Here is a 12,732-nt window from a genome sequence, read left to right on the forward strand (position 1 = left end):
GTGCTCCTCTAGAGAATGCCCAGGTTCTTCTGCAGCTCGAACCGGGTCACCTGCTGGCGGTACTCGTTCCAGTCCGCGCGCTTGTTGCGCAGGAAGTTCTCGAACACCTGCTCACCCAGGATGTCAGCGACCAGTTCGGATTCCTCCATCACGCGCACTGCATCATGCAGCGACGCCGGCAGCGGGTCATGGCCCATGGCGCGGCGTTCGGCGGCGCTCAGGCTTTCAATGTCGTCCTCGGCTCCGGGCGGCAGCTCGTAGCCTTCTTCGATCCCCTTCAGGCCTGCTCCGAGCAGGACGGCGTAGGACAGGTAGGGGTTGGCCGCGGAGTCGATGCCGCGGTATTCGATCCGGGCGGACTGGCCCTTGTTCGGTTTGTACAGCGGCACGCGCAGCAGTGCGGAACGGTTGTTGTGTCCCCAGGACAGGTAGCTGGGGGCTTCCCCGCCGCCCCAGAGCCGCTTGTAGGAGTTCACGAACTGGTTGGTGACGGCAGTGAATTCCGGGGCGTGCCGCAGGATGCCTGCCATGAACTGGCGTGCGGTGGTGGAAAGCTGGAACTCGGCACCGGCCTGGAAGAAGGCGTTGCTGTCCCCTTCGAAGAGGGAAAAGTGCGTGTGCATGCCGGATCCGGGGTGGTGCGAGAAGGGCTTGGGCATAAAGCTCGCGTAGCAGTCAGTCATCAACGCGACTTCCTTGACCACCGTGCGGAAGGTCATGATGTTGTCCGCGGTCTGCAGGGCATCCGCGTAGCGCAGGTCAATCTCGTTCTGCCCCGGTCCCGCCTCATGGTGGCTGAACTCCACGGAGATGCCCACCGCCTCCAGCATGGACACCGCCGTGCGGCGGAAATCCTGTGCCACGCCGCCGGGGACGTGGTCGAAGTAGCCTGCCTGGTCCACCGGAACGGGCTGGCCGTCCTCGCCGAGTTCATCGGACTTAAGCAGATAGAACTCGATCTCCGGATGGGTATAGCAGGTGAAGCCCATGTCCGCGGCCTTGGCCAGCTGGCGCTTGAGGACGTTGCGCGGATCGGCAGCCGAGGGCTGTCCGTCCGGGGTGAGGATGTCGCAGAACATCCGGGACGTCTGCTCTTCGTCGCCGCGCCACGGCAGGATCTGGAACGTGGAAGGGTCCGGCTGGGCCAGCAGGTCCGACTCGAAGATGCGGGCCAGGCCCTCCACCGAGGAGCCGTCAAAGCCCAGGCCCTCCTCGAAGGCGCCTTCGACCTCCGCCGGTGCCAGCGCCACCGATTTCAACTGGCCCACGACGTCGGTAAACCACAACCGCACAAACCGGACATCGCGCTCCTCGATGGTGCGCAGAACGAACTCCTGCTGGCGGTTCATCCGTACCTTCTTTCCTGTAACCGGCCCAGAGACATGTGAAACCTTCTTCACTCTACCCACGCGGGCGGGATTTGGTCGGCAGACGGCGGGACGCCCGTCACATCCGTGCCGCCGGGCCGGTCCCGCAGGGGTGTTCTTTAGTAGGCTCGGACCATGACCAGTGCCGAACAGCCTCCTCCGTACGCCGCCACCGGAACGGATTCCTCCGCTCCGCCAGCACCGGCGCTGAAGAAAATCCGCATCTCCCACCTGCAGCAGCTCAAGGACAACGGCGGCCGGTTCGCCATGCTCACCGCCTATGACCAGTACGCCGCGGGCATCTTCGACGAAGCCGGCATCGAGGTCCTGCTGGTGGGTGATTCCGCTGCAAACAACGTCATGGGCCACGCCACCACGCTGCCCATCACCATGGACGAGATGATTGTCTTCGCCCGCTCGGTCACGGCCGGGGCCAGCCACGCGCTGGTGGTCTGCGACCTTCCCTTCGGCTCCTACGAGGTCTCCCCGGCCCAGGCCGTCGAATCCTCCGTGCGGCTCATGAAGGAGGGGCTGGTCCACGCGGTGAAGATGGAAGGCGGACGGCACTACGTGGAGCATGTGCGGGCACTGACGGCCGCGGGGATACCCGTGATGGCCCACGTGGGCTTCACTCCGCAGGCCGAGCACGCGCTTGGCGGCTACAAGGTCCAGGGCCGCGGCGAGGCGGGCGCCGCCGTGGTGCGGGACGCCGTCGCCCTCGCCGACGCGGGCGCGTTCTGCGTCCTCATGGAAATGGTGCCGGCCGACGTTGCGGCAGAGGTCGACGCCGCAGTGTCCGTCCCCACCATCGGGATCGGCGCGGGTAACGCCACCACCGGGCAGGTGCTGGTCTGGCAGGACATGGCCGGGCTGCGCGGCGGAAAGCAGCCGCGGTTCGTCAAGGCCTTCGCGGACCTGCGCACCGAGCTGTCCCGGGCGGCAAAGGCCTACGCGGATGAGGTCCGCAGCGGTTCCTTCCCCGGCCCGGAACACAGCTTCTAGGAAACGCCGCCTGCCCCGGAACACCGCTTCCGGGGAACACCGCGTCCGGGGAACGCCAGGCGGCACGGCCCTTGGGCCGCCCCCGCCTGAGGGCAGCAGCGGCCTAGTTGTCGTCCTCGGCGTCCCAGGCCTTGTTCCGTGCCTGCACCTTCTGCAGGGCAAGCTCGGCTTCCTCGCGGGTGGGGTAGGGCCCAAGCAGCTTCGTCCAGTCGGACTGCGGGCCTTCCTCAACCTCGTGGGTCACTACGTTGAACCAGTAATCGGCCATGGGGTCCTCCTGTTGACTGGGCGGGTGCCGGGGCGGTGCCCGCCGGATCGTCCCGGCGTCAGGCACGCTGACGATAAGATCGATGGTATGCCCCAGAAACTTGACACTGCACCTGCCGGACACCTGACGCCGGGAAACATCAGCCCCCGGCTGCGGGTTCCGGCGTCAATCCCCCGGCCCGAATATGTGGACAAGGAAGCGCCCACCCCGTTCACCGGGTCCGAGGTCAAGTCGCCCGAGACCATCGAGAAGATCCGGATTGCGTCCAAAATCGCGGCGCAGGCGATCGTGGAAGTCGGCAGGCACATTGCTCCCGGTGTCACCACCGACGAACTGGACCGGGTGGGCCACGAGTTCCTGCTGGATCACCACGCCTACCCCTCCACGCTGGGCTACCGCGGCTTCCCCAAGTCCCTGTGCTCCTCCGTCAACGAGGTCATCTGCCACGGCATCCCGGACACCACGGTGCTCAGCGACGGCGACATCATCAACATTGACATCACCGCTTACATCAACGGCGTCCACGGCGACACCAACTGGACGTTCCCGGTGGGCAATGTGGACGAGGAATCCCGCCTGCTGGTGGAGCGCACCCAGGAGTCCCTGCGCCGGGCCATCAGGGCCGTGGCCCCGGGCCGGGAAATCAACGTCATCGGCCGCACCATCGAGTCCTATGCCAAGCGTTTCGGTTACGGTGTTGTCCGGGACTTCACCGGCCACGGCGTGGGCGAAGCCTTCCATACAGGCCTGATCATTCCGCATTACGACGCCGCTCCCGCGTACAGCAGGCTGATCGAACCTGGAATGGTGTTTACGATTGAACCTATGCTCACTCTCGGCACCATTGAGTGGGACATGTGGGATGACAACTGGACAGTTGTGACCAAGGACCGCAAACGCACCGCACAGTTCGAGCACACCCTGCTTGTTACCGATGACGGTGCCGAAGTCCTCACCCTTCCCTGACCCGCTAGCCCGAGCACAGACCTACTACTGGAGAATCATGGCCAAGAAGCATAAGTCCGACAAGCACGTCGACGCCGTCATTGGAATCGATATCGGAGGCACGGGCATCAAGGGCGGCATTGTCGATCTGGCCAAGGGCAAGCTGATTGGCGACCGCTACCGGATTCCCACCCCGCAGCCGGCCACCCCCGAAGCCGTGGCCGGCGTTGTGGGGCAGATCGTCGCGGAACTGTCCTCCCGCCCGGGCGGCCCCGGACCCGACGTCCCCGTGGGCGTCACCTTCCCCGCCATCATCTCCCACGGCATTGCCCGTTCCGCGGCCAACGTGGATAACAGCTGGATTGATACGGACGTGGACACGCTGCTCACCAAGGCGCTCGGCCGCGACGTCCAGGTGATGAACGACGCCGATGCCGCCGGCCTGGCCGAGGCCCGCTACGGCGCCGGCCGCGAGGTGGACGGGACCGTCCTGGTGATCACCCTGGGCACGGGCATCGGCTCTGCGCTGATCTACAACGGCATGCTGGTCCCCAACGCCGAACTGGGCCACCTGGAGATCGACGGGCACGACGCCGAGACCAAGGCTTCGGCCTCGGCCCGGGAACGGGACGGAATCAGCTGGGAGGAATACGCCCAGCGGCTGCAGCGCTACTTCTCCCATGTGGAGTTCCTCTTCTCCCCCGACCTGTTTGTGATCGGCGGCGGAATTTCCAAGCGCAGCGAGGACTTCCTGCCGCTGCTGAGCCTGCGGACCCCCCTGGTCACCGCCAACCTGAAGAACAATGCCGGCATTGTCGGTGCTGCCCTGCAGGCCGCAGTGCACTTCAAGTACATCAAGTAACCCCGTCCGCACCGAACGGCGGGCCGGGACCCGGACAGCAGAGAAGCGGCGGAAGGATTTCCTTCCGCCGCTTCTCTGTGTTGACGATTGACAGTCTTGAAGGTCGACTCTGTTGACGATCGACTTTACTGTGCGGTCAACGGCCGCTGCGCGCCGGTGGGAACGCGTCCTGTGTTTTCCCGGGCCTCGGCCCGCAGCTTCTCAATGGCGGTCTCGAAGTCCTCGAGGGAATCGAAGGACTGGTACACGCTGGCAAAGCGCAGATAGGCCACCTGGTCCAGTTTCTGCAGCGGAGTAAGGATGGCCAGGCCCACCTCGTGGGCATCGATTTCAGCCACGCCGCTGGCCCGGATGGACTCCTCCACTTCCTGCGCCAGCATGGCCAGGTCATCCTCGCTGACGGGCCGGCCCTGGCAGGCCTTGCGCACGCCGTTGATCACCTTGCTGCGGCTGAACGGCTCCCCCACGCCGGAACGCTTGATGACGGACAGGCTGGTGGTCTCGACGGTGGAGAAACGCCGGCCGCACTGCGGGCACTGGCGGCGCCGGCGGATGGCCGATCCGTCGTCGGCCAGGCGGCTGTCCACGACGCGGGAGTCAGCGTTGCGGCAAAACGGACAGTACATATCCCGTCCTTTCGCGAAGGGGCCTTATGGTGCTCTCACTATAGGGCCCGCGCACGTGCATCACCAAGCGGGCAACCACTACATGTAGTGCCTGCAGAACTACATGTAGGCAGCGGTTACTCGAAGCGGATGCTGACCGCGTCGCCGTGCGCCGGCAGGTCTTCGGCGCGGGACAGCGCCACGATGTCCGCGGATACTTCCTCCAGCGCCTCACGGTTGTAGTTGATGAGCTGGATGGCGCGCATGAAGGTGGTGGTGTTCAGCCCGGAGGAAAAGGCCGCCGTACCGCCCGTGGGCAGGACATGGTTGGATCCGGCGCAGTAGTCGCCCAGGCTGACGGGACTGTAGTTCCCGACGAAAATGGCCCCGGCGCTGCGGATCCGCGCGGCCACGGCCTCGGCATCGGCGGTCTGGATTTCGAGGTGTTCGGCCGCGTACGCGTCGCAGACAGCGATGCCCTGCTCCAGGCCGTCCACCAGGATGACGCCGGACTGGGCACCGGACAGGGCGGTGCGGACCCGGTCGCTGTGTTTCGTAGTGCCCACCTGGCGGCCGAGCTCGTCCCGGACCTTCGCGGCGAATTCCTCGCAGGAGGTGACCAGCACCGACCCGGCGTTGGGATCATGCTCGGCCTGGCTGATTAGGTCCGCCGCCACCAGGCGGGCATCCGCGGTTTCATCGGCCAGGACCATGATCTCGGTGGGACCGGCTTCCGAGTCGATGCCCACCACGCCCTTCACCAGGCGCTTGGCGGTGGCCACGAACACGTTGCCGGGACCGGTGACGACGTCCACCGGGAGGATGGCCGGGTTGCTGCCGTCCGCCTGCACACCGTAGGCAAAGGCGGCAATGGCCTGGGCACCGCCGACGGCGTACACCTCGTCAATGCCGAGCAGTTTCGCGGCCGCAAGGATGGTGGGGTGGGGCAGCCCGCCGAATTCCTTCTGCGGCGGGGAGGCCAGGGCCAGGGAGGCAACACCTGCGGCCTGGGCCGGAACCACGTTCATGACCACCGAGGACGGATACACCGCCAGGCCGCCGGGAACATAGAGCCCCACACGGGAGACGGGCACCCATTTGTGCGTCAGCACGGCGCCGGAACGGATTTCGACGTCGGCGTCCGCGGGACGCTGGGCAGCGGCAAAGACCCGCGTCCGCTCGATCGCTGTTTCCAGTGCGGCGCGCACCGCCGGGTCCAGCTGCTCGAGCGCCGAGTCCAACGCTTCCTGCGGCACCAGCACCTGCTGCTGGTCCACGCCGTCGAACCGCTGCGCCAGGTCCGTCAGGGCAGCGAACCCGCGGGTGCGCACATCCGTGATGATGGCGCCGACGGCGTCGGAGGCGGCGTCGAAGGTGGTCTCGGCGCGCGGCATGGCGCGCTTCAGCTCCGCGGGGCTGAGATGCTGTCCGCGCAGGTCAATGGTGCGGAAGGAATCGAAGGCTGCGGCGGGGCTGGGAGAATTCACACCTACAGTCTACCCAGCCCCGTTCCCGGGCCGCTCCTTTGTGTCCCCGCAGTGCACCGGACTAGGCGTCGAGGCAGGCGGGGCCGAGCAGCACCTTCAGGTCGCCGAACAACGACGGCGTCGGGTTCACCCGCATGTCCACGCCCAGCTTCATCACCTCGACCGTGCGGGAGCCGTTGAGCCGGATCTGCACTTCGGAGGTCCCCGGATGGGTCCGGAGCACATCGCCCAGCTGGGACACGACGGTTTCCGTGGCCTTGTACGTGGCCATGGAGATCACTACGGGGCCGGAGTGGCCTTCGCTGAGGTCCGGAACGGTCAGTTCCTGGGCATTCAGGGTGACGGCGCCGTCATCGCGGCGCTGCAGGCGTCCGCGGACCACCACAATCAGGTCCTCAGCCAGCACGGCCGCAATCGGGCCGTAGACCTGCCCGAAGAACATCACTTCCATGGACCCGGCAAGGTCCTCGATCTCGCAGCGCGCATACGCGTTGCCGCTGTTCTTCGCGATGCGGCGCTGCAGGGAGGTGATCATGCCCGCAATGGTGACAATGGCGCCGTCGGGCGGGCCTTCCTCCCCCACGATGTTGGTGATCGTGGAGTCCGCATGCTGGCTGAGGATGCCTTCCAGGCCCTGCAGCGGATGGTCCGAAACATAGAGGCCCAGCATGTCGCGTTCGAAGGAGAGCTTGTCCTTCTTCTCCCACTCCGGCAGATCCGGAATGTCGATGCTGATCGAGTCCTCCGGTTCCTGGTCGCTAATGGCCGCAAACAGGTCGAACTGGCCCACGGCTTCGTTGCGCTTGAGCACCACCACGGAGTCGATGGCTTCTTCGTGGATCATCGCCAGTGGACGGCGGGCGTGTCCCATGGAATCGAAGGCGCCGGCCTTGATCAGGGATTCGATGGTGCGCTTGTTGCAGACCACCGCCGGGACCTTCATCAGGAAGTCCTTGAAGTTGGTGTACGCGCCCTTCTCCTCGCGGGCCGCTACCATCGCGTGCACCACGTTGGCGCCCACGTTGCGGATGGCGCCCATGCCGAAGCGGATGTCCTTGCCCACAGGGGTGAAGTTCACCGAGGACTCGTTGACGTCCGGGGGCAGCACCGTGATGCCCATCTTGCGGCACTCGTTCAGGTACAGGGCCAGTTTGTCCTTGTCATCGCCCACGGAGGTGAGCAGGGCAGCCATGTATTCGGACGGGTAGTGCGCCTTGAGGTACGCGGTCCAGTAGGACACCAGGCCGTAGGCGGCGGAGTGGGCTTTGTTGAAGGCGTAGTCGGAGAACGGCAGCAGGATGTCCCAGAGCGCCTTGATGGCCGCCTCGGAATAGCCGCGGTCCACCATGCCCTGGTGGAAGCCGGCGTACTGCTTGTCCAGCTCGGATTTCTTCTTCTTGCCCATGGCGCGGCGGAGGATATCTGCCTGGCCGAGGGAGAAGCCGGCCACCTTCTGGGCAATGGACATCACCTGCTCCTGATACACGATCAGGCCGTAGGTGGTGTCCAGGATTTCCCGCAGCGGTTCTTCGAGCTCGGGGTGGATCGGGGTGACTTCCTGCACGCCGGTTTTACGCAGGGCGTAGTTGGTGTGCGAGTTGGCGCCCATGGGACCCGGACGGTACAGGGCGATCACAGCGGAAATGTCTTCGAAGTTATCCGGGCGCATGAGCTTGAGCAGGGAACGCATGGGTCCGCCGTCGAGCTGGAAGACGCCCAGGGTGTCGCCGCTGGCCAGCAGGTCATAGGAGCCCTTGTCATCCAGCTCCAGCTGTTCCAGGTCCAGGTCCACGCCCTGGTTGTTCTTGATGTTCTCGATGGCGTCGGAAATGATCGTGAGGTTCCGAAGCCCCAGGAAGTCCATCTTGATCAGGCCCAGGCCTTCGCAGGTCGGGTAGTCGAACTGCGTGATCACCTGCCCGTCCTGCTCGCGCTTCATGATCGGAATGATGTCGATCAGCGGATCCGAGGACATGATGACGCCGGCGGCGTGCACGCCCCACTGGCGCTTCAGCCCCTCCAGGCCCAGCGCGGTGTCGAAGACGCGCTGGGAGTCCGGATCGGACTTGAGCAGTTCGCGCAGCTCGTCGGCTTCGCCGTACCGCTTGGCGTCCTTGTTGTGCACGTCCTGCAGGGACAGGCCCTTGCCCATGACGTCCGGCGGCATGGCCTTGGTGAGCCGCTCCCCCACGGAGAACGGGTAGCCCATGACGCGGGAGGAGTCCTTCAGCGCCTGCTTGGCCTTGATGGTGCCGTAGGTGACGATCATGGAGACGCGGTCCGCGCCGTATTTCTCGGTGACGTAGTGGATCACCTCGGAGCGGCGCCGATCATCGAAGTCGACGTCGAAGTCAGGCATGGACACGCGGTCCGGGTTCAGGAAGCGTTCGAAGATCAGCCCGTGGTTCAGCGGGTTCAGGTCGGTGATGCGCATGGCATAGGCCACCATGGAACCGGCGCCCGAACCGCGGCCGGGACCGACCCGGATGCCGTTGTTCTTGGCCCAGTTGATGAAGTCGGCCACCACGAGGAAGTATCCCGGGAAGCCCATCTGGGTAATGATGCCGATTTCGTATTCGGCCTGTTTGCGGACGTCGTCGGGGATGCCCTTCGGGAACCGGTAGTGCAGGCCGGTTTCCACTTCCTTGATGAACCAGGATTCCTCGTTCTCGCCGGGCGGGCAGGGGAAACGGGGCATGTAGGACGCCTTGGTGTTGAATTCGACGTCGCACCGCTCGGCAATGAGCAGCGTGTTGTCGCAGGCGTCCGGGTAGTCGCGGAAGATGGCCCGCATCTCGTCCGGGGATTTCAGGTAGAACTCGTCGGCGTCGAATTTGAAGCGCTTGGGATCGGCCAGGGAGGAGCCTGACTGCACGCACAGCAGGGCGGCGTGGGCGGAGGCGTCTTCGGCGTGGGTGTAGTGCAGGTCATTGGTGGCCACCAGGGGCAGCTGCAGTTCCCGCGCCAGCTTGACCAGGTCCGCCTGCACATTGCGTTCAATGTCCAGCCCGTGGTCCATGAGTTCGCAGAAGAAGTTCTCTTTGCCGAAAATGTCACGGAAGTCCGAGGCGGCCTGCACGGCCTCCTTGTACAGTCCCAGGCGCAGCTTCGTCTGCACTTCGCCGGAGGGGCAGCCGGTGGTGGCAATGAGGCCCTTGCCGTACGTCTGCAGCAGGTCCCGGTCCATGCGGGGCTTGTAGAGGTAGCCCTCGAGCGATGCCAGGGAGGACATCCGGAAGAGGTTGTGCATTCCCTCGGTGTTCTCGGCCCACATGGTCATGTGCGTGTAGGCGCCGGCACCGGAGACGTCGTTGCGTCCGCCGTCGCCCCATTTCACACGGGTTTTGTCCGCCCGCGCGGTTCCCGGGGTCAGGTAGGCCTCAACGCCGACGATCGGTTTGATGCCGGCATTGCGGGCCTTGTTCCAGAAATCGAACGCACCGAAGACAAAGCCGTGGTCGGTGGTTGCCAGGGCATTCATGCCCAGTTCCTCCGCATGGCTGAACAGGTCCGTCAGCCGGGCGGCACCGTCCAGCATCGAATACTCGGTGTGGTTGTGAAGATGGGCAAACGATTTTGACGTACTAGTTGCAGAAGCCACCTGTACATTCTAGGCCCCGGCGCGGGGGCACTTTGCCGCCGCCGCGCGGGGGCTGCGTCACTGTCCGGACGCGCCGGAGGCGGCCTAGATTTCTCCGCTGCGCAGGGCGTCGACGGCGTACTGCAGGTCCTGCGGATATTCGCTGACGTATTCCACGTAGTCGCCGGTGCCGGGATGGGTGAAGCCCAGTTTCCGGGCGTGCAGCCACTGCCGGGTCAGTCCGAGTTCCGCCGCCAGTTTGGCATCGGCACCGTAGGTGAGATCACCGGCGCAGGGGTGGCGGAGGGCGGAGAAGTGGACCCGGATCTGGTGGGTGCGGCCGGTCTCCAGGTGCACTTCGACCAGGGACGCCTTCCCGAAGGCTTCCAGCACCTCGTAGTGCGTCACCGACGGACGGCCACCCTCCACCACGGCGAACCGCCAGTCGTAGCCGGGATGCCGGCCGATCGGGGCGTCGATGGTGCCCTTCAGCGGATCGGGCAGGCCCTGGACCACCGCGTGGTACATCTTGTCCACCGTGCGTTCCTTGAACGCCTGCTTCAAAAGCGTGTACGCGTGCTCGGTCTTGGCCACCACCATGACGCCGGAGGTGCCGACGTCGAGCCGGTGCACGATGCCCTGGCGCTCCGGGGCGCCGGAGGTGGAGATCCGGTAGCCTGCCGCGGCCAGCGCGCCTACCACGGTGGGGCCGACCCAGCCGGGCGAGGGATGGGCGGCCACGCCCACGGGCTTGTCGATCACCACAAAATGCTCGTCGTCGCCCAGGATCTTGAGGTCATCCACCGGTTCGACGACAACGGCCAGCGGATCCCGCTGTTCCGGGACATCCGCCGTGATTTCCTGGCCGGCGTGCAGTTTGTCCGATTTGCCCAGCACGCGGCCGTTGGAACTGAAGTAGCCGTCCACGCACCAGGTGGCTGCGACGGACCGGGAGACGTCCAGCAGGCCGGCCAGTACGGCATCGGCCCGCTTGCCGTCGGCGTCCTCGGGGACCGCAAAAACTGCATGGAGCTCATTCATCGTGTTGCCTCGTCGTCATTGTGCTGCGGGTGTGTATCTGACTTGCCGGACGGGATCCGCGCCCCGTCCATGCCGATTCCGCGCAGGGTCAGCAGGCAGACAAGAATCACGCCGCAGACGACGCAGGAATCGGCAATGTTGAAAATCGCGAAGTTGGGAAGGGCAATAAAATCCACCACGTGGCCCTGGCCGAAGGACGGTTCGCGGAACAGCCGGTCGGTCAGGTTGCCCATGGCGCCGCCGAGCACCAGGCCCAGGGCCGTTGCCCAGGCCAGGGAACGCACCCGGAACATGAGGTAGAGCAGGAAGCCGCAGGCGAGCACCATGATGATCGTGAACACCCAGGTGTAGTCGGTGCCGATGGAGAACGCCGCTCCGGGATTACGGATGAAGTGCCAGCGCAGGACCGGCGGCAGGACGTCGGTGATCTGGCCCTCCGTCATGGTGCGGACCACCCAGAGTTTGGTGAGCTGGTCGAAGACGACGGCGGCGGCGGCCAGGGCCAGCATGACGAGCGCCGGGAGGCGCCTGCGGGCACGCCCGTGTCCGGCTCCGGTGCTGTCCGGGGTCTGTGCTGAGGAAGTGGTCATGGTGCTTTCAGAATTGGATGCCCCGGCGGGAAGCAAGGTACGAAACGGAAAAGGTGCGCGGATCACAGGGAGGACCCGGCCGGAAAACGAAGGGCCGGTGGCCGGGGTGACCCGGCCGCCGGCCCTTACGTTGTTCCAGTCAGCTTCTGCTGCCTGTGTTCTGCGGTGTTCACTTGCAAAGCTTTGCCTGGGTATCAGTTTAACCGATGATCCAGGCGGGTACGTGCCGGCGGAAGTTACGCGTCGGCCGTTTCCGAAGCTACGGAACCGTGTGAATCCAGATCACGCAGCTGGGATTCGATGTACGTCTTCAGGCGTGCGCGGTAATCCCGTTCGAAACCGCGCAGCTGCTCGACCTTGCGCTCCAGGACAACCTTCTGCTGCTCCAGGGTGCTGAGGATCTTGCGGCTCTTCTCCTGCGCATCGGTGACGAGCCCGGTGGCTTCGACCTGCGCTTCGGCGATGATCTTGTCGCGCTGCTCCACGCCGGCACCGACGTAGTCGTCGTGCATCTTCTGCGCCATGGCCAGGATGCCTGCAGCGGTCTCCGTGTTGCTGACGGCAGGAGACGGAGCGGGCTCCGGCTTGGTCTCCATGGGTTCGGGAATGTCCTCCACGACGGAAGCTTCAGCCTTCGACGCCGCCTTGGCGTTCCCCGCCTTTTCGATCTTGGGGGCTGCAGACACCGGCGCCGGGACGGATTCCGCCGCGGCAGGAGACTCGCCGGCGTTGTCGCCGGACGCAGCTGCAGCCAGCTGACTGCGGAGATCTTCGTTTTCGGAGTTCAGCCGGCGCAGTTCAACCACGATCTCGTCGAGGAAGTCATCGACTTCGTCCTGGTCATAGCCTTCCCGGAACTTGGTCGGCTGGAACCGCTTGTTGACAACATCTTCTGGCGTCAGAGCCATCTGGTCACCTCATACTGGATTATAAGATTCGCCTGCGAGTCAGGCAGGCGGCTCTACGTAGAGAATTACGGACATAC

The 12,732-nt window shown here is 65.2% G+C and carries 11 protein-coding genes; 3 read left to right on the plus strand and 8 right to left on the minus strand.

Annotated elements, in window-relative coordinates; translation table 11 throughout:
• Window positions 1-8: 8 nt before the first annotated feature.
• Window positions 9-1,349: a glutamine synthetase family protein gene (locus tag GD627_RS10555; protein WP_152272445.1), complete on the minus strand. Its 1,341-nt coding sequence runs from the start codon at window positions 1,347-1,349 to the stop codon at window positions 9-11.
• A 153-nt stretch (window positions 1,350-1,502) separates the two neighbouring features.
• On the opposite strand from GD627_RS10555, the gene panB reads away from it, so the two are divergent.
• Window positions 1,503-2,369, plus strand: coding sequence for a 3-methyl-2-oxobutanoate hydroxymethyltransferase (panB, locus tag GD627_RS10560; protein WP_152272446.1), 867 nt, complete (start codon window positions 1,503-1,505; stop codon window positions 2,367-2,369).
• A 103-nt stretch (window positions 2,370-2,472) separates the two neighbouring features.
• Here panB and GD627_RS10565 read toward each other — a convergent pair whose 3' ends face one another.
• Window positions 2,473-2,637, minus strand: coding sequence for an SPOR domain-containing protein (locus GD627_RS10565; RefSeq protein ID WP_146362396.1), 165 nt, complete (start codon window positions 2,635-2,637; stop codon window positions 2,473-2,475).
• 87 nt (window positions 2,638-2,724) lie between these two features.
• On the opposite strand from GD627_RS10565, the gene map reads away from it, so the two are divergent.
• Together map and ppgK are read left to right on the plus strand one after the other, a co-directional pair.
• Window positions 2,725-3,603 carry a type I methionyl aminopeptidase gene (gene map, locus GD627_RS10570; RefSeq protein ID WP_152272447.1) on the plus strand — a complete coding sequence of 293 codons (879 nt, stop codon included), beginning with the start codon at window positions 2,725-2,727 and terminating at the stop codon, window positions 3,601-3,603.
• A gap of 37 nt (window positions 3,604-3,640) precedes the next feature.
• The gene (gene ppgK / locus GD627_RS10575) at window positions 3,641-4,444 is read left to right on the plus strand and encodes a polyphosphate--glucose phosphotransferase (protein WP_152272448.1); all 804 of its coding nucleotides are present in this window, start codon (window positions 3,641-3,643) and stop codon (window positions 4,442-4,444) included.
• A 125-nt stretch (window positions 4,445-4,569) separates the two neighbouring features.
• On the opposite strand, the gene nrdR is transcribed toward ppgK, so the two are convergent.
• From nrdR to GD627_RS10605, 6 genes are all read right to left on the minus strand, one after another.
• A complete protein-coding gene (nrdR, locus tag GD627_RS10580) occupies window positions 4,570-5,070 on the minus strand; it encodes a transcriptional regulator NrdR (RefSeq protein ID WP_146362449.1) in 501 nt (166 codons plus the stop codon).
• Window positions 5,071-5,186: 116 nt separating this feature from the next.
• Complete coding sequence (hisD, locus tag GD627_RS10585; protein ID WP_246165429.1) at window positions 5,187-6,536, minus strand: histidinol dehydrogenase; 1,350 nt, start codon at window positions 6,534-6,536, stop codon at window positions 5,187-5,189.
• 61 nt (window positions 6,537-6,597) lie between these two features.
• The gene (gene dnaE / locus GD627_RS10590) at window positions 6,598-10,137 is read right to left on the minus strand and encodes a DNA polymerase III subunit alpha (protein WP_146362450.1); all 3,540 of its coding nucleotides are present in this window, start codon (window positions 10,135-10,137) and stop codon (window positions 6,598-6,600) included.
• An 84-nt stretch (window positions 10,138-10,221) separates the two neighbouring features.
• Window positions 10,222-11,157: an RluA family pseudouridine synthase gene (locus GD627_RS10595; RefSeq protein WP_146362451.1), complete on the minus strand. Its 936-nt coding sequence runs from the start codon at window positions 11,155-11,157 to the stop codon at window positions 10,222-10,224.
• The gene (lspA, locus tag GD627_RS10600; RefSeq protein ID WP_146362452.1) at window positions 11,154-11,747 is read right to left on the minus strand and encodes a signal peptidase II; all 594 of its coding nucleotides are present in this window, start codon (window positions 11,745-11,747) and stop codon (window positions 11,154-11,156) included. Before lspA ends, GD627_RS10595 begins: the two co-directional genes overlap by 4 nt.
• A 236-nt stretch (window positions 11,748-11,983) precedes the next feature.
• Entirely contained in the window at window positions 11,984-12,655 is a 672-nt protein-coding gene (locus GD627_RS10605; RefSeq protein WP_152272449.1) for a DivIVA domain-containing protein, read from the minus strand.
• Window positions 12,656-12,732 lie beyond the last annotated feature (77 nt).

It is taken from the genome of Arthrobacter yangruifuii, assembly GCF_009192775.1.
Classification (GTDB): Bacteria; Actinomycetota; Actinomycetes; order Actinomycetales; family Micrococcaceae; genus Arthrobacter_B; species Arthrobacter_B yangruifuii.

What these genes read in the sequence shown, in the direction of transcription:
- GD627_RS10555 (WP_152272445.1), bottom strand. Translation starts at nt 1,349, where the DNA reads ATGAACCGCCAGCAGGAGTTCGTTCTGCGCACCATCGAGGAGCGCGAT.
- panB (WP_152272446.1), top strand. Translation starts at nt 1,503, where the DNA reads ATGACCAGTGCCGAACAGCCTCCTCCGTACGCCGCCACCGGAACGGAT.
- GD627_RS10565 (WP_146362396.1), bottom strand. Translation starts at nt 2,637, where the DNA reads ATGGCCGATTACTGGTTCAACGTAGTGACCCACGAGGTTGAGGAAGGC.
- map (WP_152272447.1), top strand. Translation starts at nt 2,725, where the DNA reads ATGCCCCAGAAACTTGACACTGCACCTGCCGGACACCTGACGCCGGGA.
- ppgK (WP_152272448.1), top strand. Translation starts at nt 3,641, where the DNA reads ATGGCCAAGAAGCATAAGTCCGACAAGCACGTCGACGCCGTCATTGGA.
- nrdR (WP_146362449.1), bottom strand. Translation starts at nt 5,070, where the DNA reads ATGTACTGTCCGTTTTGCCGCAACGCTGACTCCCGCGTCGTGGACAGC.
- GD627_RS10595 (WP_146362451.1), bottom strand. Translation starts at nt 11,157, where the DNA reads ATGAATGAGCTCCATGCAGTTTTTGCGGTCCCCGAGGACGCCGACGGC.
- lspA (WP_146362452.1), bottom strand. Translation starts at nt 11,747, where the DNA reads ATGACCACTTCCTCAGCACAGACCCCGGACAGCACCGGAGCCGGACAC.
- GD627_RS10605 (WP_152272449.1), bottom strand. Translation starts at nt 12,655, where the DNA reads ATGGCTCTGACGCCAGAAGATGTTGTCAACAAGCGGTTCCAGCCGACC.